Source organism: Escherichia sp. E4930, from assembly GCF_005845405.1.
Taxonomy (GTDB): Bacteria; Pseudomonadota; Gammaproteobacteria; order Enterobacterales; family Enterobacteriaceae; genus Escherichia.
In genome coordinates, this window is record NZ_VCDZ01000003.1 from 637,920 (window position 1) to 661,460 (window position 23,541).

Here is a 23,541-nt window from a genome sequence, read left to right on the forward strand (position 1 = left end):
ATGTAAGGATAAAGTTAAGATTGTTAATTTGAAATAGGTATCCGGTAGTAAGTTAATCTATTATTACTCTCTGAACTGCATACCCAGGTATGTGGTTATCAATGTTATGCGATTTTTTTGAATTTATATATGCCATGAGCAGCAACCGGGATGGCATTTTATACGTTGCTGTTTATGCAATCTTGGTTTTATTTGGATGTATTGCTGGAGATTGTGATGAATAAAATATATCGGCTAAAGTGGAACAGGTCCCGTAACTGTTGGAGCGTCTGCTCTGAACTGGGAAGCAAAATAAAAGGAAAAAAGTCCCGGGCTGTTTTAATTAGCGCGATAAGTTTATATTCATCTCTGGCGTTCGCTGATAATGTCATCGTAAACCAGGATGCGACTATTGATTTTGGCAAAGAGAACAAGAGCATTGATTACCATATTACGGTGACCAATAATGCTAATCTGGTTATCAATGCGACAGAATCTTCTCGTCCACGTTTTACGCTCGACTCTGGTGGTGGGCTGGATATCACCGGAGGGAAGGTGCGTATCAATGGCCCACTTAACTTTTTGCTGAAAGGTACGGGATTCCTGAATGTCTCCAATGCTGGCAGCGAGTTATATGCTGATGATTTGTATGAGTCAAACTCAGGCATGAGACATGATCGCGGCTATTTTAACGTCTCCAACGGCGGCAAAATTCATGTTAAGGGCACCAGCCGTCTGACTTATACGCAGGGAAATGTCAGTGGTGAAGGTAGCCAGGTAAATTCCGAAACCTTCTTTATGGGCGTTTACAGCAGTTACGGTGGTGATCAGTACCTGTCAGTTAATAACGGCGGTGAAGTTAATGCCAGGAAGCAAATTAGCCTGGGCTATTATAATCAAAACTCCGATACCACACTTGCCGTTTCGGAAGGTGGTAAAATTTCTGCGCCGACTATTAGTTTAAGTACCAACTCTGAGTTAGCGTTAGGTGCACAGGAAGGAAGTACTGCGAAGGCAGCAGGGATTATTGATGCCGAAAAAATTGAGTTTGTGTGGGCTTCGACATCCGATAAGAAAATCACCTTAAACCACACGGATAAAGATGCGACTATTTCCGCGGATATTGTTAGTGGCAGCGAGGGCCTGGGCTATATCAATGCGCTCAATGGCACGACTTACTTAACCGGTGATAACTCTGCCTTTAGCGGTAAAGTCAAAATTGAGCAAAATGGCGCTTTAGGGATCACCCAAAATATAGGTACAGCAGAGATCAACAACCGCGGGAAATTACACCTGAAGGCTGACGATAGCATGACCTTTGCCAATAAGATCTCCGGCAACGGTACAATAAGTATCGACAGTGGGACGGTGGAGTTGACCGGCAATAACTATGCATTCAGCGGATATATTGATGTTGCTTCCGATGCTGTCGCGGTTATTTCTGAAGAAAAAAACATTGGCAACGCGGATCTGGATGTTGATGGCAAATTGCAAATTAATGCCAACAAAGATTGGGTATTTGATAACGATCTTGAAGGTAAAGGCATTGTTGAAATAAACATGGGGAATCACGAATTCTCCTTCGATGATTTTGCTTATACAGACTGGTTCCAGGGTTCACTGGCGTTCCAGAACACGACATTTAACCTGGAAAAGAATGCTGAGTTTCTGCAGAGAGGCGGGATCACTGCGGGTCAGGGAAGCCAGGTAACAGTGGGTAAGGGCGCTCACTCCATTAGCACTTTGGGATTCTCCGGCGGAACCGTTGATTTTGGTGCCCTGACAGCGGGTGCACAGATGACAGAAGGGACAGTCAACGTTAGTAAAACGCTGGATTTGCGCGGCGAGGGTGTGATTCAGGTTTCTGACAGTGATGTTGTCCGCTCAGTATCTCGTGATATTGACTCCGCGTTATCGCTTACTGAAGTTGATGATGGTAACAGCGCCATTAAGCTGGTTGATGCGCAAGGTGCGGAAGTTCTGGGGGATGCGGGCAATCTGCAATTGCAGGATAAAAATGGGCAAATCCTCTCCAGCAACGCCCAACGTGATATTCAGCAGAATGGGAAAAAAGCCGCCGTCGGCACTTACGACTATCGTCTGACGAGTGGGGTAAACAATGACGGTCTGTATATCGGTTACGGCCTGACCCAGCTTGATTTACACGCTACCGACAGCGATGCTCTGGTGCTGAGCTCTAACGGTAAAAGCGAGAATGCCGCCGATCTCAGCGCAAAGATTACCGGCAGTGGTGACCTGGCATTCAGCAGCCAGAAAGGTCAGACCGTATCGCTTTCTAACAAAGACAACGACTATACCGGTATTACCGATCTGCGCAGCGGGACGCTCTTGTTGAATAACGATAACGTGTTGGGTAATACCCAGGAACTGCGTCTGGCGGCGGAGACTGAACTGGATATGAATGGTCACAGCCAGACCGTGGGTACGCTCAATGGCGGCGCCGATTCGCTGCTGAACTTAAACGGCGGCAGTCTGACGCTTGCCAACGGGGGGACTTCAGCAGGTTCGTTAACGGGGAACGGAGAGCTGAATATTCAGAGCGGCACGCTGGACGTCGCGGGCGATAACAGCAACCTGACGGCTAATATGAATATTGCCAGCTCGGCTAAAGTGCTGGTAAGTCATGCACAGGGATTGGGGGGCGCAAACGTTGAGAACAACGGTACCCTGGTGTTGAATAATAGCGCTGAAAAAAGAGCGGCTGTGCCTGTGAATTACACCCTGGGCGGCAATCTGACCAACAACGGTACGCTGATGACCGGAGAGTCTGGACAGCAAGCGGGCAACGCGTTAGTGGTGAAGGGGAACTACCATAGTGATAACGGCCGACTGGTGATGAATACAGCACTGAATGGCGATGATTCAGTGACGGATAAACTGGTTGTTGAGGGCGATACCAGCGGCACGACCTCCGTTACGGTGAATAACGCTGGTGGTACAGGTGCTAAAACGCTTAACGGCATTGAACTTATCCATGTTGATGGTAAGTCTGAGGGGGAATTTGTTCAGGCGGGACGTATCGTTGCGGGCGCATATGACTACACTCTCGCGCGTGGTAAGGGGGCAAACAGCGGAAACTGGTATCTGACCAGTGGTGGTGATTCAGCTGAACCGCAACCGGAGCCAGAGCCGATGCCGAACCCGGAGCCAAACCCGAATCCGGAGCCAACCCCGAATCCAGAGCCGAACCCTAACCCGACACCTACGCCGGGTCCGGATCTGAATGTGGATAATGACCTGCGACCGGAGGCGGGTAGCTACATCGCGAACCTTGCAGCAGCGAATACCATGTTCACCACGCGTCTGCATGAGCGTCTGGGTAATACGGACTATACCGACATGGTGACGGGTGAGCAGAAACAAACCGCTATGTGGATGCGCCATGAAGGTGGTCATAATAAATGGCGCGATGGCAGCGGCCAGCTGAAAACCCAAAGCAATCGCTATGTTCTGCAACTGGGAGGCGATATCGCGCAGTGGAGCCAAAACGGCAGCGACCGCTGGCATGTTGGGGTCATGGCGGGATATGGCAACAGCGACAGCAAAACCATTTCCTCGCGAACCGGTTATCGTGCAAAAGCGAGTGTGAACGGATATAGCACCGGCCTGTATGCCACCTGGTATGCCGATGACGAATCGCATAATGGCGCGTATCTCGACAGTTGGGCGCAGTACAGCTGGTTTGATAACACAGTGAAAGGGGATGACTTACAAAGTGAATCCTATAAATCAAAAGGATTTACCGCTTCACTGGAAGCTGGATACAAACACAAATTAGCTGAATTTAATGGCAGCCAGGGAACGCGTAATGAATGGTATGTTCAGCCACAAGCACAGGTTACCTGGATGGGAGTCAAAGCCGATAAGCACCGCGAAAGCAACGGAACCCTCGTTCATAGCAACGGTGATGGCAACATTCAGACTCGACTTGGTGTAAAAACCTGGCTGAAGAGTCATCATAAAATGGACGACGGTAAATCCCGCGAGTTCCAGCCGTTTGTAGAAGTGAACTGGTTGCATAACAGTAAGGATTTCAGCACCAGTATGGATGGCGTGTCAGTCACTCAGGATGGAGCCCGAAATATTGCCGAGATAAAGACGGGTGTTGAAGGACAGCTAAATGCCAACCTGAATGTCTGGGGAAATGTGGGCGTTCAGGTTGCTGATAAGGGATATAATGACACCTCTGCAATGGTTGGCGTTAAGTGGCAATTCTGATCTGAATAATAAGTAAAAGGAGAGAGCCGAATGGGTGCTAATTCGGCTCTCTGTGTCATTTTCTTGCAGCCAGCTTTTCCTGCCAGAGTGAAGACAAGCAGATTAAGCTGGCGCACAAGATTTAATCAAGGTGTGTTAAATGGCTTCGCATGATTTGAGTGTTTTTTTGGAAGAGTTCGGCGCAACGGTGAATTTGACGTTGCCTGGTATTGTGTCCGAAAAAGAACGGCTTTTACTCAAGCTGCTAATGGAGGGGATGTCGGTTACAGAAATCTCACAGTACAGAAATCGCAGTGCAAAGACAATTTCACATCAAAAGAAGCAGTTGTATGAGAAATTAGGCATCCAGAGTGATATTACCTTCTGGCGGGATATCTTTTTTCAGTATCACCCGCAGGTAACCACTGCTACGGGAAATAAAAATAAAATTTATCTTCCTGACAACCGTTGTCACCATATTGTCACACCTGAAGCCATCAGTCTGGCGCTGGAAAACCATGAATTCAAACCGTGGATCCAACCGGTATTTTGTGCTCAGACAGGGGTACTGACAGGTTGTGAAGTGCTTGTTCGCTGGGAACATCCGCAAACGGGAATCATCCCGCCGGATCAATTTATTCCTCTGGCGGAGTCATCTGGTCTTATCGTCATAATGACCCGCCAGTTGATGAAACAGACTGCGGATATTCTGATGCCGGTAAAACATTTGCTGCCGGACAACTTCCATATTGGTATCAACGTCTCGGCGGGCTGTTTTTTGGCTGCGGGATTTGAAAAAGAGTGTCTGAACCTGGTTAAGAAATTAGGTAACGATAAAATCAAACTGGTTCTTGAGCTGACGGAACGTAATCCTATTCCGGTAACGCCAGAAGCCAGAGCGATATTTGATAGCCTTCATCAGCACAATATTACCTTTGCGCTGGATGACTTTGGTACGGGTTATGCGACCTATCGTTACTTGCAGGCGTTCCCGGTCGATTTTATTAAGATCGATAAGTCATTTGTGCAAATGGCGAGCGTGGACGAAATCTCCGGTCATATTGTCGACAATATTGTCGAACTGGCGCGTAAGCCTGGTCTGAGTATCGTAGCGGAAGGGGTAGAAACCCAGGAGCAGGCGGATTTAATGATCGGTAAAGGCGTTCACTTTTTGCAGGGCTATTTGTACTCCCCGCCAGTTCCGGGTAATAAATTTATCTCTGAATGGGTAATGAAAGCAGGTGGTTGATGTAAACCGCTATTCACAGCGCATCGGGAGGTTGGCAGCGATTAATTCTCCCGATGCAGTAAATCCTGATAGATCCCCGTTAATATGCCATTTGGCGCAAATTGTTTTTTAATCCACTGCGTCACCTGACCCGTAGCAGAATGCTGAGTCGCCAGTAACATGCGCGAATCCTGGCGCGGATTATGGATTTGTCGGGTAACCAGCAGGGATTGCGTCATCGCCTCACGGACCATGTAATCCGGCAAAAAACCAATCCCTTCACCTAAAATCTGGCACTGACATTTGGTATTGAAATCTGGCACCAGAATTGACTCCTGCCCGTGCAGCAACCAGCCCACTTTTTTATTAATCGTATGCGCGGTGTCCTCCACCATGATATTAGGATAGAGACGCAGTTGGCTTTCGGCGATGGGTTCCGGCACAAAGGCTAACGGGTGATCCGGCGCGATAGCAAAAGCCCAGCGAATCGCGCCAATTTCAGTGTAATCAATACCGCCGCCGTCCAGTAGTGTATCGGGTGCGCCGATGGCGATATTTGCCTGATTATTAATAATTGCATCCCAGACGCCGTTATATACTTCGGTGGTGACGGTAATCTGGCAGGTAGGAAACTGCTTTTTCAGCACCTGTAATAAGCGTGCGGTGTGTTTGGGCGTATAAAGCAGTTGGTTAATACAAATGCGCACCCGTGCTTCTATGCCCTGCGAAATAGTATCGATACTGCGTTTAATGGCGTGAAAATCATTCAGCAGGTCGGTAGCTTTGCGGAAAAAATAACGCCCGGACTCGGTTAACTCAATGCTGCGGGTGTTGCGAGTAAACAGCACCACATCCAGCCCCGTCTCCATACGCTTGATGGTGTAGCTAATGGCGGAAGTGGTTAAACCCAACTCTTCTGCCGCTTTACTGAAACTGCCAAAACGCGCAGCGGTAGTAAATGCCAACAGATTCTCTTCGGTAAAAATTGAGTTCATTAAACCATTCCCGCCATTATCTACTATGAATTTCTCCAGCTATGACTGTAGAGGTATCGGTTAAAGATAGATAATCATTTTTGAATAACTTTTAATACCCGTCGCGTTTAGTCGTCGCTTCGCTTAATTTTTGTCCGCCATATTCTGAAATTATCCCCACGCAGTTACCCGCCAGAAAACCCAGTAACGTCACCGTCCAGTTCATCCCGCTGGCAAAAAACAGCGTCATGCCGAGAAAGCCACCGGGAATAAATGACAGTAACCAGAAACGCCCTTGCCAGACCACCACCGCCGAGAAGGGTACGGTAGTAATTACGCTCGCCCAGAACGCGGACAGTCCACTTACAGAGGCCAGCCAACCGGCAGCCAGTGCGGCGAAAAACGCCCACACCATCCCGGAATAATTAACCGCCAGACTTCTGATAAACCCCGATTTACCGCCGCCTGCGGCATAAAAACTGCAAAAGGCGACGAACCCAATCGTACCTAATAATTCCCATCCCTGAGAGAGCCCGACATGTGAAGACACTAACTGCCAAAGCCCTGCACAAATACCGACGGTGACACCCGTTGCCGTGAGTCCGTTCATCTTGTTCCCCTCTGGTTAGACATGGACGAAAGCTACTCTTACATGTGCAGACTATAGAGAAATAAAACCTGATTGAGTGAAAGGGTATCGGGTCAAAGAAACAAATATTGCACTACCGCACACTGCGAAAAGATTGTTGAACATCATTCAACAAAAAGGCGAAATACGGCGAATTAAATTTAAGCGGGTTCTTTTATCAGATTATCGTTGCTATTCTCAATTCATCGAAAACAGCCACAAAAACCAGGGGAATGTGAATGACGATAAAAAATCTACCTGCCGACTATTTATTGGCTGCACAACAGGGCGATATCGATAAAGTAAAAACCTGTCTTGCGCTGGGTGTCGATATTAATACCTGCGATCGCCAGGGGAAAACGGCAATTACGCTGGCAAGTTTATATCAGCAATATGCTTGCGTTCAGGCATTAATTGATGCCGGAGCGGATATTAATAAACAAGACCTGACATGTTTAAATCCTTTTTTAATGAGTTGCCTGAACGGTGATTTAACGCTGCTACGAATTATTTTACCGGCTAAACCAGACCTTAATTGCGTCACCCGTTTCGGTGGTGTCGGCCTGACGCCTGCCTGTGAAAAAGGCCATTTAAGTATTGTAAAAGAGCTTTTGGCACATACGGAGATTAACGTTAACCAGACCAACCATGTTGCTGGACGCCGCTACTGGAAGCGATTGTGCTTAACGATGGCGGGATTAAACAGCAGGCGATTGTCCAGCTATTGCTGGAACACGGTGCCAGCCCGCACATGACGGATAAATATGGCAAAACGCCGCTGGAACTGGCGCGGGAACGGGGCTTTGAAGAGATTGCGCAGTTACTGATTGCCGCAGGCGCATAAACCAGGAGGCTGGCTATCGACACACCAGAAAGACGGTGTGTGTGGGCGCTAACTGCGGATGCGGATTTTCTGGCGCAGCGGGGGCAAGGACAGGTCGAACAGGTCTTTGCCAGAGCGGTAAATATCGCACTCCCGGCCCGCCAGCAGTTGCTGACGCTGCTTTGTGAAGAGTACGACAATGCGCCAAACAGTTGTCGGTTGGCACTCACTCACTTTGATGGTCTGTTCCGGCATGGTGATAAGGTTCAGTTTGACGATCAAGGCATTACGGTTGGTCAACATCTTCATATAGAGATGAGTCGTTGTCGGCGTTGGCTGTCCCCAACCTTGCAAATGACCGCTGTGAATTTTCACCTTATCGCCTGGCAACAGTGGCACGACATTATTCATCAGCACCTGGGGGAAAATGAAACCCTGTTTAATTATCGCGGCGATAATCCGTTTTATCAGGCGTTAAATAAAGAATTACATATTAAACGACGGGCAGTTATTCAGGCAGTAAACGAAAAACAAAATATCGCCGCAGCGGTCGCCAGTATGATGGGCTTAGGGATTGGCCTTACGCCATCAGCCGACGATTATTTAACAGGTCTGGCACTTATTTTATTTATATCCGGGCATCCGGCGGAAAAATACAAAGAGGAATTTTATCTCGGTCTGCAACGCGGCAAAAATAATACCACGTTATTAAGTGCCATAACGCTGGAAGCCGCATTACAACAACGTTGCCGGGAAAATATTCATCGCTTTATTCACAACATTATTTATGACATCCCTGGGAACGCAACTCAGGCAATAGAAAAAATTAAACATATTGGCTCCAGTTCCGGCTGCGACATGCTGTATGGCATGGCCGATGGTTGTGCGCTGAGCCAAACCTACGGAGGGAATTATGTCAGTTAAAATAGTCATTAAACCGAATACCTATTTTGATTCTGTCTCGCTGATGTCTATCTCCACGCGTGCAAATAAACTCGACGGCGTCGAGCAGGCATTTGTGGCGATGGCGACCGAAATGAACAAAGGTGTGCTGAAAAATTTAGGATTGCTGACGCCGGAGCTGGAACAGGCGAAAAACGGCGACCTGATGATTGTCATCAACGGTAAAGCGGGCGCGGACAACGAGCAGTTGCTGGTGGAGATTGAAGAGCTGTTCAACACCAAAGCGCAAAGCGGGTCGCACGAGGCGCGTTACGCCACTATTGCCAGCGCCAAAAAGCATATCCCGGAAAGTAACCTGGCGGTGATTTCGGTCAACGGTCTGTTTGCCGCTCGCGAAGCGCGTCAGGCGCTGCAAAACGATCTTAACGTAATGCTGTTTTCCGATAACGTCTCGGTTGAAGATGAACTGGCGCTCAAGCAACTGGCCCACGAAAAAGGGCTGCTGATGATGGGGCCAGACTGCGGCACGGCGATTATTAACGGCGCGGCGCTCTGTTTTGGTAACGCCGTGCGTCGCGGCAATATCGGTATTGTTGGCGCATCCGGCACTGGTAGCCAGGAACTGAGCGTCCGTATCCATGAATTTGGCGGCGGCGTTTCACAACTGATCGGCACCGGCGGGCGCGACCTGAGCGAGAAAATCGGCGGCCTGATGATGCTCGACGCTATCGGGATGCTGGAAAACGATCCGCAAACTGAAATCATCGCGCTGATCTCCAAACCGCCTGCGCCTGCGGTGGCCCGCAAAGTGCTGGAACGCGCGCGCACCTGCCGTAAGCCAGTGGTGGTCTGCTTCCTCGGTCGTGGTGAAACGCCAGTGGACGAGCAGGGGCTACAGTTTGCCCGCGGCACCAAAGAGGCGGCGCTGAAAGCAGTGATGCTCTCCGGCGTGAAACAGGAACATCTCGACCTGCATACCCTGAACCAGCCGTTGATTGCTGATGTGCGTGCGCGTCTGCAACCGCAGCAGAAGTACATTCGTGGCCTGTTCTGCGGCGGCACGCTATGTGACGAAACCATGTTCGCGGTGATGGAAAAACATGGCGATGTCTACAGCAACATTCAGCCCGATCCTGAATTCCGCCTGAAAGATATCAACCGCAGCATCAAACACACCTTCCTCGACTTTGGCGATGACGACTTCACCAACGGCAAGCCGCACCCGATGATTGACCCGACCAACCGTATCAGCCGTTTGATCGAAGAAGCGCGCGATCCAGAAGTGGCGGTGATCGTGATGGATTTTGTGCTCGGGTTTGGATCGCATGAAGATCCGGTCGGCTCCACCATTGAGGCGATCAAAGAAGCGAAAGCGATCGCCGCTGCCGAAGGGCGCGAGTTGATCATTCTCGCCTATGTGCTGGGTACCGATCTCGATACGCCATCGTTAACACAACAAAGCCAGATGCTGCTTGATGCCGGAGTGATTCTGGCCAGCAGCAGCACCAATACCGGATTGCTGGCGCGTGAATTTATCTGCAAAGGGGAGGAAGCCTGATGAGCCCGTCACTGTTTAGCCAACCGTTGAACGTTATTAACGTCGGTATCGCCATGTTTAGCGATGACCTGAAAATGCAGCATGTAGAAGTGACTCAACTCGACTGGACGCCGCCGGGGCAGGGCAATATGCAGGTGGTACAGGCGCTGGATAACATTGCCGATTCGCCGCTGGCAGACAAAATCGCCGCCGCTAACCAGCAGGCGCTGGAGCGCATTATCCAGTCGCATCCGGTGCTGATTGGTTTTGATCAGGCGATCAACGTGGTACCGGGCATGACGCCGAAAACCATTCTTCACGCCGGGCCGCCGGTTACCTGGGAAAAAATGTGCGGCGCGATGAAAGGCGCGGTCACCGGGGCACTGGTGTTCGAAGGGCTGGCGAAAGATCTCGACGAGGCGGCTGAACTGGCGGCTTCCGGGGAGATCACCTTCTCGCCGTGCCACGAACACGACTGTGTGGGATCAATGGCGGGTGTCACCTCGGCCTCGATGTTTATGCACATCGTGAAAAACAAAACCTACGGCAACGTCGCTTACACCAACATGAGCGAGCAGATGGCGAAGATTTTGCGTATGGGTGCCAACGATCAGAGCGTGATTGACCGCCTCAACTGGATGCGCGATGTGCAGGGGCCAATGCTGCGCGACGCGATGAAAATTATCGGCGAGATCGATCTGCGCTTAATGCTGGCGCAGGCGCTGCATATGGGCGATGAGTGCCATAACCGCAATAACGCCGGGACGACGCTGCTGATTCAGGCGCTGACGCCGGGGATTATTCAGGCCGGTTATTCCGTCGAGCAACAGCGCGAAGTGTTTGAGTTTGTCGCCAGCAGCGACTACTTCTCCGGCCCGACGTGGATGGCGATGTGTAAAGCGGCGATGGATGCGGCGCACGGCATCGAATACAGCACCGTGGTCACCACGATGGCGCGTAACGGCGTCGAGTTTGGCCTGCGGGTCAGCGGATTACCGGGGCAATGGTTTACCGGTCCGGCGCAGCAGGTGATCGGCCCGATGTTTGCCGGTTATAAGCCGGAAGATTCGGGGCTGGATATCGGCGACAGCGCCATCACCGAAACCTACGGTATTGGCGGATTTGCTATGGCGACCGCGCCTGCAATCGTCGCGCTGGTGGGCGGCACGGTGGAAGAAGCTATCGATTTCTCCCGTCAGATGCGTGAAATCACCCTCGGTGAAAACCCGAACGTCACCATTCCGCTGCTCGGTTTTATGGGCGTGCCGTCGGCTATCGACATCACCCGCGTCGGTAGCAGCGGCATTCTGCCGGTGATCAACACCGCCATTGCCCATAAAGATGCGGGCGTCGGCATGATTGGTGCGGGCATTGTGCATCCACCATTCGCCTGCTTCGAGAAAGCCATTCTTGGCTGGTGCGAACGTTACGGCGTCTGAACTGTAAAGTGCGCGTTGTTTCTGCCGGATGCGGCGTGAACGCCTTATCCGGCCTACGGATGGCGCAAGAATCTGTAGGCCTGATAAGCGTAGCGCATCAGGCAGTCTGGCGTTGGTCATGACCCCATCACCCTCTGTAGCGGACATAACAACATGAAAGAACTTGTGGTCGTTGCCATTGGTGGCAACAGCATTATCAAAGATAACGCCAGCCAGTCGATTGAGCATCAGGCGGAGGCGGTGAAAGCCGTCGCCGATACGGTGCTGGAAATGCTGGCTTCCGATTACGACATTGTGCTGACCCACGGCAACGGGCCGCAGGTCGGGCTGGATTTACGCCGTGCGGAGATAGCCCACGAGCGTGAAGGGCTGCCCTTAACGCCGCTGGCGAACTGTGTGGCAGATACGCAAGGCGGCATCGGCTACTTGATCCAGCAGGCGCTGAACAACCGACTGGCGCGTCACAGCGAGAAAAAAGCCGTCACCGTGGTGACTCAGGTGGAAGTGGATAAAAACGATCCGGGGTTTGCCCATCCCACCAAGCCCATCGGCGCATTCTTCAGTGAAAGCCAGCGTGACGAATTACAAAAGGCAAACCCTGACTGGCGTTTTGTTGAAGATGCCGGACGGGGCTATCGCCGCGTAGTCGCCTCGCCGGAACCGAAACGTATTGTCGAAGCACCTGCCATTAAGGCACTGATCCAACAAGGCTTTGTAGTGATTGGCGCGGGCGGCGGCGGAATTCCAGTGGTGCGCAGCGAAGCGGGGGATTACCAAAGCGTGGACGCGGTTATCGACAAAGATCTCTCTACCGCGCTACTGGCTCGCGAAATTCACGCCGACATTCTGGTGATCACCACCGGCGTGGAAAAAGTGTGTATTCACTTTGGCAAACCCGAGCAGCAGGCGCTGGATCGCGTAGATATTGCCACCATGACCCGCTATATGCAGGAAGGGCATTTCCCGCCCGGCAGCATGTTGCCAAAAATCATCGCCAGCCTGACGTTCCTGGAACAGGGCGGCAAAGAAGTGATTATCACCACGCCGGAATGCCTGCCTGCGGCGCTGCGCGGTGAAACGGGCACCCATATTATTAAAACGTAAGGACGTAAGATGAAAGAAAGCAATAGCCGCCGTGAGTTTCTGAGTCAGAGCGGTAAGATGGTCACCGCCGCCGCGCTGTTTGGTACCTCTGTGCCGCTCGCCCATGCGGCGGTAGCTGGCACCCTAAACTGCGAAGCGAACAACATCATGAAAATCACTGACCCGCATTACTATCTCGACAACGTGCTGCTGGAAACTGGATTTGACTACGAAAATGGCGTGGCGGTGCAGACCCGCACAGCGCGCCAGACCGTGGAGATTCAGGACGGTAAAATTGTCGCCCTGCGCGAGAACAAACAGCATCCTGACGCCACGCTGCCGCACTATGATGCTGGCGGTAAGTTGATGCTGCCCACCACCCGCGACATGCATATTCATCTCGACAAAACCTTTTACGGCGGGCCGTGGCGCTCGCTCAATCGCCCGGCAGGCACCACCATCCAGGACATGATCAAACTCGAGCAGAAAATGCTGCCGGAGTTGCAACCGTACACTCAGGAGCGGGCGGAAAAACTGATCGATTTATTGCAGTCGAAAGGTACTACCATTGCCCGCAGCCACTGCAATATCGAACCGGTTTCCGGCCTGAAAAATCTGCAAAATTTGCAGGCGGTGCTGGCGCGACGTCAGGCGGGCTTCGAGTGTGAAATCGTCGCCTTCCCGCAGCACGGTTTGCTGCTGTCGAAATCAGAACCTTTGATGCGCGAAGCGATGCAGGCAGGCGCACATTACGTCGGCGGGCTGGACCCGACCAGTGTTGATGGCGCGATGGAAAAATCCCTCGACACCATGTTCCAGATTGCGCTGGACTACGACAAAGGCGTCGATATTCACCTGCACGAAACCACTCCGGCGGGCGTGGCAGCCATCAATTATATGGTTGAAACGGTAGAGAAAACGCCGCAGCTGAAAGGCAAGCTGACCATCAGTCACGCCTTTGCGCTGGCAACGCTCAACGAGCAACAGGTTGATGAACTGGCGAACCGGATGGTGGCGCAGCAAATTTCTATCGCCTCGACGGTGCCGATTGGCACGTTGCATATGCCGCTCAAACAGCTCCACGACAAAGGCGTAAAAGTGATGACTGGCACCGACAGCGTTATCGACCACTGGTCGCCTTACGGCCTGGGCGACATGTTGGAAAAAGCCAACCTGTACGCGCAGCTCTATATTCGTCCTAACGAACAGAACCTCTCCCGTTCGCTGTTTTTAGCCACTGGCGATGTATTGCCGCTCAACGAAAAAGGCGAGCGTGTGTGGCCTAAAGCGCAGGATGACGCCAGCTTTGTGCTGGTGGACGCCTCCTGTTCCGCCGAGGCGGTGGCGCGTATCTCGCCGAGAACGGCGACGTTCCATAAAGGACAACTGGTGTGGGGGAGTGTGGCAGGTTGATACGCATTTGATATGTCTGCAACGGTGAACAGTAAGAGATTTAAGCCCCAGGGAGTGGGGCTATCTGAATATGAGTGTGTCGGCAGAAATGGACATTATCTTTGAGGAATATGCCCTTATTGACGTTGTGTAGATAACTATTTGTCTACGTGAAAATATCATCAGTTTTGCCGATTTTAGTCTTTTACGGATAGCAAATATCACACTTATAGGCGCTCGCCTTATGGGGAACGTTGCTGCTCTGTTTCATTCAGGTACGCGGTATGTTGGGGCTGGATCGGGTGGCTTAAATATTGGCTATATTCAATGGACGCGTTTTGCCGCGATGACATATCAGGCATCGCCAAACACACATAGCTAACCAGGAGTAAACGCAATGAAGATCAAAGCTATTGGTGCATATTCCGCTAAACAACCGCTGGAACCGATGAACATCACCCGACGTGAACCGGGACCGCATGATGTCAAAATCGAAATCGCTTATTGTGGCGTCTGTCATTCCGATATCCACCAGGTCCGTTCGGAGTGGGCGGGGACGGTTTATCCCTGCGTGCCAGGCCATGAAATTGTGGGTCGCGTGGTGGCCGTTGGTGATCAGGTGGAAAAACATGCGCCAGGCGATCTGGTGGGCGTCGGCTGTATTGTCGACAGTTGTAAACACTGCGAAGAGTGTGAAGACGGGCTGGAAAATTACTGTGATCACATGACAGGGACCTATAACGCGCCGACGCCAGACGAGCCGGGCCATACTCTGGGCGGTTATTCGCAGCAAATTGTTGTTCATGAGCGTTACGTTTTGCGTATTCGCCACCCGCAAGAGCAGCTTGCCGCCGTTGCGCCGTTGCTGTGTGCAGGCATTACGACCTATTCACCGTTGCGCCACTGGCAGGCCGGGCCAGGTAAAAAAGTGGGCGTGGTCGGCATTGGCGGTCTGGGGCATATGGGAATCAAGCTGGCCCACGCTATGGGGGCGCATGTGGTGGCGTTTACCACTTCTGAATCAAAACGCGAAGCGGCAAAAGCCCTGGGGGCTGATGAAGTCGTTAACTCGCGTAATGCCGATGAAATGGCGGCCCACGTGAAGAGTTTCGATTTCATTTTAAATACAGTTGCTGCGCCGCATAATCTCGATGATTTTACGATTTTGCTGAAACGCGATGGCACCATGACGCTGGTTGGCGCTCCCGCAACGCCGCATAAGTCGCCGGAGGTTTTCAACCTGATCATGAAACGTCGCTCGATTGCCGGCTCGATGATTGGCGGCATTCCAGAAACTCAGGAGATGCTCGATTTTTGCGCCGAACATGGCATCGTTGCTGATATAGAGATGATTCGGGCCGATCAAATTAACGAAGCCTATGAGCGAATGTTGCGCGGCGATGTGAAATATCGCTTTGTGATTGATAATGGCACGCTAACGGACTGAAAAATTAAATATAGCGCATAGTGCTGCATATAACGTCGCTCTCCGGCACTAAGAGAGCGACAACATTCAGCGCAGGGGCAAGAGTTCGCTGCCTGTGTAAAGTGCTCAGCCGACATAAACTCAGTGTTGCTTACTAAATGATCAACAAAGATATTTTGTGAATGTATGAGTTGACATTCATATGAAAAAAATCATAATTCCGTCATGTTCGCGTAGGGCAGTTTCTGTATCTTATGCATCGCACCAGGGCCTGACAGGAAATATGCTGTAAGGTTCGTATCAAAAAACCGCCATTAGCTCATCAGGAAGAGCAGACGACAACCAGGATTGTTGTATGGTACGGGGTTCGAGGCCTCGATGGCGGTCCAATTTCTCAATTGGGTTGGTTACAATTATCAGCTCACCGATGTGTCACTCCTTCATAAATCAGCCGTAGCGCAAAGACACCAATAATCGCACCAATAACCCGACTGGCAACGCGCTGCATACGCCCGTATGCACGACGCACGGCGGGTAAAGAAAACGCCTGACTAAGAAATACACGCCAGATAATAGATGCGAGCACAATCCCCGCCCAGGCCATAAACCGCGCCCAGGTCGGCGTTTCAGCGCTTAACGTCACTGAGAAAATACTGATAAAAAATAAAACTGTCTGTGGATTAGAAAGATCGGTAATGAGTCCACGGCGGAAAAATACATACCAGGGAGCATTAAGCGGCTGCTGTAATGCACTCATCTGTGGTGTTGATTGTCGGCGCATACTGTTCCAGGCAAACCATAAAAGATAAGCGCCGCCGACGATTTTAATGAGTGAGAATATCTCTTCACACTGGGTAATGAGCGTCGCCATCCCAAACAATCCCAACCCGGAATAGATGGCATCGCCAAGCGCCACGCCAAGCCCGGTGAGTACACCTGCACGACGGCCTGAGGCCAGGCTGGTTTGTACCACGACAAAAAGATTTGCCCCAGGATTAAAAAAGGTGATGACGAACAGTCCGACGGTCAGGTAAACGGCGTGCAAAGGGTCCATAGTGATTTCACCCATAAATAAGCTGAATTAACTTCATCATATTTATAGTAAAAATGACTGAATGCGAGCGCGATCACAAAGACCGTGGATCTAAAAAGAGAGCCACCTGTACGTGACAGGTGGCAAAGTGGCATTAAAAGAGATATTTCATGCCCAACATTCCCTGGGTATCACTGTAACCGTTGTCACCCAACTGCTGGGCGACGTTGCCCCACAGTTGCAGACGCGGAGTAATCTGACCTTCCACCCCTGCTTTTAACTCGCCAGTGTTACGCGCGCCGATAATCTCATCGCCGATGTGATCCATCTTCACGCTGTAATTGCGGGAGTTATAAATCCAGTTGGCTTCCACGAAAGGCTGGAAAGAACGCTCTTTATGATCATCAATAGCATGATGACCCTGCAGATACGCTTTCACCCCCAGGCGCGTTTGCAGGTTGCCTTCGGTGCTGTCCTCAACCAGCGTGCCATTGTCTTCCGTATGGTTGTCTGCCTTCACATCCATCCATGTCAGTTGCATTTTGGGCTGCAGCCAGTAGCTGGTGCGGGCATCTGCGCTTTCACCAAGACGGAAGGTATAACCCGCTTCAATGGCGGCGGTGATGCCGTCAGAGTGATATTTCTCACTCGGCAGGTACTCGCCAGAGACGGTGTTATCAAACCAGTTATAGAGCAACCAGCTGTCAACATAAGTTCCGGTTTTGTCTGCTTCGTTAGCGTACCAGGTGCCATACACGCCCACACTGTAGCCGTCGATTTGCCCACGTGAGTTGTACCCGGTCAGGCTGGAATGCGTGTGACTCTTGCTGTTGGCATAGCCAGCCATCAGCCCGAGATGCCAGCGATCGAGTGCGTTACTGCTCCATTGCGCAAGATCGCCGCCAAGTTGCAGAACATAACGGTTGCTCTGGGTACTCAGTTCATCCGAGCGATCTTTAAAGCGATTATGTCCGCCAATGTTACGCATCCACAGACTGGTCACTTTCTGTTCGCCAGTGAGCAGGTCGGTGTATTGTGTTTCCCCCAGACGGTCATGAAGTCGGGTATTAAACAGCGTATTTGCCGCCTGAATATTGGCCACATAGCTACCAATTTCCGGGCGATACAGATGTTTTCGTTCTGGTTGTGGAACAGATGGCGTAACAGGCGGCTCCGGTGTCACAGGCGGTTCTGGTGTTACAGGGGGCTCAGGTGTTACAGGTGGCTCAGGATCGGGGTCCGGGATGACGGGCAGTTCTGGTGGAGTATATGGTCCTGCGGGAATTTCACTGGTTAAAAACCAGTTCTGGTTGTCGCTTTTTACCACGTTGTAATCATAAGGACCGGCAACAATACGACCTTCTTTACTGAAAACGCCCTCTGACAGGCCGTCAACCTCGACAATTTTTATCCCTTCCAGAGTATCCGCGCCCAGGCCGCCCGCATTGTTGACCATGACGCGGGTACTACCGGAAGTATCACCTTTTACGATGAGTTTATCCGTTACGGAATTATCATCGCCTAATACAGTATGCATGACTAACACGCCATCATTGGCAGTATAGTTGCCGTTAATGGTCAGCGTGGTCGGCGTGAACGCGTGGCCATTTTCATACGAAGACAACGTTGCTGTTCCAGCCAGCGTCAGAGTATTTAATGTTTGCGAATAACCGTTTAAATCGAGATGGCCTTCACTGTCGACAATATAATCGGATTTTGGGCTGAAGGTATTTTCTTTACCTGCGCGTAGGCTGCCTTTGGTTATATAGGTATCACCAGCATAGTTATTCGAGCCGGATAATGTGGTTGTCCCGGAACCTACCTGGTTAACCTGGCCGTTCCCCTGGATAGGTGAGGCCAGGATAAAATCGGTACTGGAGTGATTAAAGTTTACTATCGAAGAGGAAGAAGCATCTGCGGCTCCCAAATGAATAAATGGCGTATTAATCGAACCAGCAGCCTGTTCAGCCTCACCTTGCGCACCACCAATATTTAAAACGCCTGTGGCGCCAGGTGCGAGAGTAACCCAGATAAACGAATTGGCATTGATTGTTGCACCATTATTAACGGTAAGGATACCGGTAGTATTAAAAGCAACATCTGGGCTGAATCCACCAAGATAAACATATTTAGCATTCAATGTTGAATTTTTACCATCAACCAGAACCTCGCCATAACTATCACGATTTTTTGATGCACTATTGCCTGGATAAGAATATCCAATAGCTACCTGAGCTGAGGTAGTGAGTGTACCGCCATTCGTAATACGTAAATTGCCAATTCCCTGATCGCCAACAAGAGCAATGTTAGAGGAAACCGATGAGTTTTCCCCATCAATAACCATCAACCCTTTGGCATCACCATAATACTCACCAATCCTTAGTTCCTGCAGGCCACTTATCTTACTGCCTTCTAACACATATACCGTGCCGGAACCTTCATTTGTACCCAAATACAAGTTGGATGTAGAACTATTAAACTGCCAGTTGGTATGGTTGGATAAAGTGAGGGTACCTTCAGAGTTATTACCTACGGTAGCACTGGCAGTAATAAATGAAAGATTATCAATAAGTAATGAGCCATTAGAGTCTTTACCTACAGTCAAAGAAGTAAAATTATCCCATCCGGGATCGTAACCTTCAGAGGCAATGATTTTTACCTCTTCGCCATTATTAATGATAACAACGCTATCTACATCTGTGGGTGGGGTTACGGCCAGGGATATGGGTGTAAATAATATCGTTGAAATGGCTATGGACAGGGTTGATAAAGCATGTTTTGTTAACTTCATATCACTCACTTTCATCCTTAAAAATTAAATGGCGAGATGTTTCTTATTGCACTGTTTTTCTTCCTGAAGCCTTGTAAGGCGTAAACATGCAAGTTGCTAAATAAGAATATCTGTAATATTAGATGCAATAAATTTATTAAAGTGTTAGTTGTTCATTGCATTGATAGGTTTTAGTGGTTTGTACGTGGAGTTAATGCGGTTTTTTTTATGTCGTTTAAGAAAAAAGCACATCTAATAATCCTAAAGCTTATGTAAGTGAAATAAAAAAAGGTATGAAAATCACATTAATAGATGGTTGGTGGCTTTTTTGTTCAGAAAAATAATGCGGCTTATGTGAATTTCATATTGGATTTTAGCGGACGCAGGAATTTGGGATTTTTATGAAAATTAATTTAAGGAACACCAGCGATAATTGTCATGAGCGTTATTAAACAACAGGAGAGATGTGGCTATTGTTGAGAAAAATACAAATATATTCCCTTTTTCTGTAGATTTTTCCTAACAAAGGCCGTGGATCTAAAAAGAGAGCCACCTGTACGTGACAGGTGGCAAAGTGGCATTAAAAGAGATATTTCATGCCCAACATTCCCTGGGTATCGCTGTAACCGTTGTCACCCAACTGCTGGGCGACGTTGCCCCACAGTTGCAGACGCGGAGTAATCTGACCTTCCACCCCCGCTTTTAACTCGCCAGTGTTACGCGCGCCGATGATCTCATCGCCGATGTGATCCATCTTCACGCTGTAATTGCGGGAGTTATAAATCCAGTTGGCTTCCACGAAAGGCTGGAAAGAACGCTCTTTATGATCATCAATAGCATGATGACCCTGCAGATACGCTTTCACCCCCAGACGCGTTTGCAGGTTGCCTTCGGTGCTGTCCTCAACAAGCGTGCCATTGTCTTCCGTATGGTTGTCTGCCTTCACATCCATCCATGTCAGTTGCATTTTGGGCTGCAACCAGTAGCTGGTGCGGGCATCTGCGCTTTCACCAAGACGGAAGGTATAACCCGCTTCAATGGCGGCGGTGATGCCGTCAGAGTGATATTTCTCACTGGGCAGATACTCGCCGGAGACGGTGTTATCAAACCAGTTATAGAGCAACCAGCTGTCAACATAAGTCCCTGTTTTGTCCGCTTCATTAGCGTACCAGGTGCCATACATGCCCACACTGTAGCCGTCGATTTGCCCACGTGAGCTGTACCCGGTCAGATTGGAATGCGTGTGACTCTTGCTGTTGGCATAGCCAGCCATCAGGCCGAGATGCCAGCGATCAAGGTCATTACTGCTCCATTGTGCGAGGTCACCACCCAGTTGCAGAACATAACGGTTGCTCTGAGTGCTCAATTCATCCGAACGATCTTTAAAGCGATTATGTCCGCCAATGTTACGCATCCACAAACTGGTCGCTTTCTGTTCGCCAGTGAGCAGGTCGGTGTATTGTGTTTCCCCCAGACGGTCATGCAGCCGGGTATTAAACAGCGTATTTGCCGCCTGAATATTGGCCAGATAGCTACCAATCTCCGGGCGATACAGATGTTTTCGTTCTGGTTGTGGAACAGATGGCGTAACAGGCGGCTCCGGTGTCACAGGCGGTTCTGGTGTTACAGGGGGCTCAGGTGTTACAGGTGGCTCAGGATCGGGGTCCGGGATGACGGGTAGTACCGGAGTATACGGTCCTGCGGGAATTTCACTGGTTAAAAACCAGTTCTGGTTGTCGCTTTTTACCACGTTGTAGTCATAGGGACCGGCAACAATACGACCTTCTTTACTGAAAACGCCCTCTGACAGGCCGTCAACCTCGACAATTTTTATTCCTTCCAGGGTATCCGCGCCCAGACCGCCCGCATTGTTGACCATGACGCGGGTACTACCGGAAGTATCCCCTTTTACGATGAGTTTATCCGTTACGGAATTATCATCGCCTAATACAGTATGCATGACTAACAGGCCATCATTGGCAGTATAGTTGCCGTTAATGGTCAGCGTGGTCGGCGTGAACGCGTGACCCTGTTCATACGAAGACAACGTTGCTGTTCCAGCCAGCGCCAGAGTATTTAATGTTTGCGAATAAGTGTTTAAATCGAGATGGCCTTCACTGTCGACAATATAATCGGAGTTTGGGCTGAAAGTATCAACCGTGCCAGCGCGCAGACTTCCGTTGCTAATATAAGTATTACCGGTATAGATATTCGCGCCGGATAATGTGGTTGTCCCGGAACCTACCTGGTTAACCTGGCCTTTACCGTCTATGTACGAGGTCAGAACAAAATCAGCGTTGGTGTGATTAAAGTTTAATATTGAAGTGGTTGATGCATTTGTCCCCCCTAAATAAATTCGGGGAGTATTAATTGAACCAGCAGGTTGGGCAGACTCACCTTGCGCACCTCCAATATTTAATATTCCTGTTCCGTTAGAGGAGACACCAACCCAGATATATGAATTCGCATTGATTACACCATCGTTGCTGACAGTGAGAACTCCGGTAGTATCAGAAGTAGAAGATGTGTTATATCCGCCAATAAGTATATTTGGGGCATTCACTGTTGAATTTTTATCGGCAACCTGAACTTCTCCATAACTACTCTGGTTAGCTGACAGAGGAGAATGGGCGTCAACATAACCAATATTCAGTTGAGTCAGGGAAGTGAGTGTACCGCCGTTAGTAACAGATACTTTCCCTGTTCCCTGATCGCCAACAATAGCAATGTTAGAGGTGACTGATGAGCTTTCCCCATCAATAACCAACGTCCCCCTGGCGTCACCATAAAACTCACCAACTCTTATTGATTGCAGGCCACTTATCTTACTACCTTCTAACACGTATAACGTACCGGAGCCTTCGTTAGTGCCTAAAAAAATATTGGAGGTAGTGGTGTCGAACTGCCAGTTGGTATGGTTTGTTAAAGTGACGGAGCCTTCAGCATTATTACCAATGCTGGCTGCTGAAGTGGTAAGTGAAAGATTATCAATGAGTAATGAACCATTAGAGTCTTCACCTACTTTCAATGAGTTAAAATGCTCCCATCCGGGATCGTAGCCTTCTGACGCAATGAGTTTTATCTCTTCATTATTATTAATGATAACATTACTATCTGAATTTGTAGGTGGGGTAATAGCCAAGGATACTGGCGTAAATAATATGGTAGAAATGGCTATCGCCCGTGTCGATAAGCTTTTTTTTGCTGGTTTCATATCACTCACTTTTATCCTTAAAAATTAAATGGCGAGATGCTTTTTATTGCACTGTTTTTCTTCCTGAAGCCTTGTAAGGCACAAACATGCAAGTTACTAAATAAGAATATCTGTAATATTAGATGTAATAAATTTATTAAAGTGTTAGTTGTTCATTGCATTGATTGGTTTTAGTGGTTTGTAAGTGGAGTTAATGCGGTTTTTTTTATGTCGTTTAGAAAAAATACATCTAATAATCCTAAACTGCATGTAAGTGAAATAAAGAAAAGGTATGGAAATCATATCAATATATAGTTGGTGGTTTATTGTTCAGAAAAGTAATACGGCTCATGTGAATTTTATATTGGATTTTAGCGGAAGAAGGAATTTAAGATTTTTATGAAAATTAATTTAAGGAACACCTGCGATAATTGTAGTGAGCGTTATTAAACAACTGGGGGAATGTGGCTATCGTTGAGAAAAATACAAATATATTCTCTTTTCCTATAGATTTTTCCTAACCGCTGAACTACTTATTAATCAACCCTGATGATGACTGTTAGCTTCAGGGCATTGGCCAATCACACATTATGGAGTTCATCGATGAAAACTGGAACTAAGCTCTTAGTTGGTGCGTTAGCTTTTGTTGTCACAAATGTCTATGCCGCTGAATTGATGACCAAAGCGGAATTTGAAAAAGTTGAATCGCAATATGAAAAAATAGGTGATATTTCAACCAGTAATGAAATGTCGACCGCAGATGCAAAAGAAGATCTGATCAAAAAAGCGGATGAAAAAGGTGCGGATGTGTTGGTTCTGACCTCCGGTCAGACTGACAATAAGATCCACGGCACGGCAGATCTTTATAAGAAGAAGTAATTCTGAAGCTCATGTAAACAAGCCCGATGCGCACGT

14 protein-coding genes and 3 pseudogenes are annotated in these 23,541 nt (G+C 49.3%); 12 read left to right on the forward strand and 5 right to left on the reverse strand.

From position 1 onward, the window contains the following. The first annotated feature begins 216 nt into the window (after positions 1 to 216). Complete coding sequence (ehaA, locus tag FFT88_RS06625; RefSeq protein WP_135404418.1) at positions 217 to 4,218, forward strand: autotransporter adhesin EhaA; 4,002 nt, start codon at positions 217 to 219, stop codon at positions 4,216 to 4,218. A gap of 139 nt (positions 4,219 to 4,357) precedes the next feature. Continuing rightward, entirely contained in the window at positions 4,358 to 5,446 is a 1,089-nt protein-coding gene (locus FFT88_RS06630; protein WP_130209778.1) for an EAL domain-containing protein, read from the forward strand. 41 nt (positions 5,447 to 5,487) lie between these two features. On the opposite strand, the gene FFT88_RS06635 is transcribed toward FFT88_RS06630, so the two are convergent. After that, entirely contained in the window at positions 5,488 to 6,420 is a 933-nt protein-coding gene (locus tag FFT88_RS06635; protein ID WP_063069923.1) for a LysR substrate-binding domain-containing protein, read from the reverse strand. A gap of 91 nt (positions 6,421 to 6,511) precedes the next feature. Then, positions 6,512 to 7,009 (reverse strand): DUF1097 domain-containing protein, encoded by a 498-nt coding sequence (locus FFT88_RS06640; RefSeq protein ID WP_001013880.1) that lies wholly within the window; start codon positions 7,007 to 7,009, stop codon positions 6,512 to 6,514. A gap of 257 nt (positions 7,010 to 7,266) precedes the next feature. On the opposite strand from FFT88_RS06640, the pseudogene FFT88_RS06645 reads away from it, so the two are divergent. The 9 genes and pseudogenes from FFT88_RS06645 to yahK all read left to right on the forward strand — a co-directional run bounded on the left by FFT88_RS06645 (position 7,267) and on the right by yahK (position 15,651). Next, positions 7,267 to 7,871 (forward strand): annotated as a pseudogene (locus tag FFT88_RS06645) (ankyrin repeat domain-containing protein). A 39-nt stretch (positions 7,872 to 7,910) separates the two neighbouring features. Beyond that, positions 7,911 to 8,774, forward strand: a complete 864-nt coding sequence (locus FFT88_RS06650; RefSeq protein ID WP_135404419.1) for a DUF2877 domain-containing protein — start codon at positions 7,911 to 7,913, stop codon at positions 8,772 to 8,774. Next, positions 8,764 to 10,311 carry an acyl-CoA synthetase FdrA gene (gene fdrA / locus FFT88_RS06655; RefSeq protein ID WP_135404420.1) on the forward strand — a complete coding sequence of 516 codons (1,548 nt, stop codon included), beginning with the start codon at positions 8,764 to 8,766 and terminating at the stop codon, positions 10,309 to 10,311. The genes FFT88_RS06650 and fdrA overlap by 11 nt, the downstream gene beginning before the upstream one ends. Next, positions 10,311 to 11,729: a DUF1116 domain-containing protein gene (locus FFT88_RS06660; protein WP_135404421.1), complete on the forward strand. Its 1,419-nt coding sequence runs from the start codon at positions 10,311 to 10,313 to the stop codon at positions 11,727 to 11,729. The genes fdrA and FFT88_RS06660 overlap by 1 nt, the downstream gene beginning before the upstream one ends. A 23-nt stretch (positions 11,730 to 11,752) precedes the next feature. After that, a pseudogene (yahH, locus tag FFT88_RS25815) lies at positions 11,753 to 11,833 on the forward strand (protein YahH); the annotation flags it as partial. Positions 11,834 to 11,882: 49 nt separating this feature from the next. Next, entirely contained in the window at positions 11,883 to 12,833 is a 951-nt protein-coding gene (locus FFT88_RS06665) for a carbamate kinase family protein (protein WP_135404422.1), read from the forward strand. A 9-nt stretch (positions 12,834 to 12,842) separates the two neighbouring features. Then, positions 12,843 to 14,225 carry an amidohydrolase family protein gene (locus FFT88_RS06670; RefSeq protein ID WP_135404423.1) on the forward strand — a complete coding sequence of 461 codons (1,383 nt, stop codon included), beginning with the start codon at positions 12,843 to 12,845 and terminating at the stop codon, positions 14,223 to 14,225. 215 nt (positions 14,226 to 14,440) lie between these two features. After that, positions 14,441 to 14,515, forward strand: a pseudogene (locus tag FFT88_RS25570) (hypothetical protein); the annotation flags it as partial. 86 nt (positions 14,516 to 14,601) lie between these two features. Beyond that, a complete protein-coding gene (yahK, locus tag FFT88_RS06675; RefSeq protein ID WP_130224219.1) occupies positions 14,602 to 15,651 on the forward strand; it encodes an NADPH-dependent aldehyde reductase YahK in 1,050 nt (349 codons plus the stop codon). Between the two features lie 400 nt (positions 15,652 to 16,051). Here the strand turns inward: yahK and FFT88_RS06680 are convergent, their stop codons facing one another. The 3 genes from FFT88_RS06680 to FFT88_RS06690 all read right to left on the reverse strand — a co-directional run bounded on the left by FFT88_RS06680 (position 16,052) and on the right by FFT88_RS06690 (position 22,656). Then, entirely contained in the window at positions 16,052 to 16,684 is a 633-nt protein-coding gene (locus FFT88_RS06680; RefSeq protein ID WP_130218317.1) for a LysE family transporter, read from the reverse strand. A gap of 133 nt (positions 16,685 to 16,817) precedes the next feature. Further along, a complete protein-coding gene (locus tag FFT88_RS06685) occupies positions 16,818 to 19,454 on the reverse strand; it encodes an autotransporter outer membrane beta-barrel domain-containing protein (protein WP_167851610.1) in 2,637 nt (878 codons plus the stop codon). A 559-nt stretch (positions 19,455 to 20,013) separates the two neighbouring features. Continuing rightward, the gene (locus tag FFT88_RS06690; protein ID WP_135404425.1) at positions 20,014 to 22,656 is read right to left on the reverse strand and encodes an autotransporter outer membrane beta-barrel domain-containing protein; all 2,643 of its coding nucleotides are present in this window, start codon (positions 22,654 to 22,656) and stop codon (positions 20,014 to 20,016) included. 573 nt (positions 22,657 to 23,229) lie between these two features. Between FFT88_RS06690 and yahO the strand changes: the two genes are divergently transcribed. Continuing rightward, positions 23,230 to 23,505: a DUF1471 family periplasmic protein YahO gene (yahO, locus tag FFT88_RS06695; protein ID WP_130206111.1), complete on the forward strand. Its 276-nt coding sequence runs from the start codon at positions 23,230 to 23,232 to the stop codon at positions 23,503 to 23,505. Positions 23,506 to 23,541: the final 36 nt, after the last annotated feature.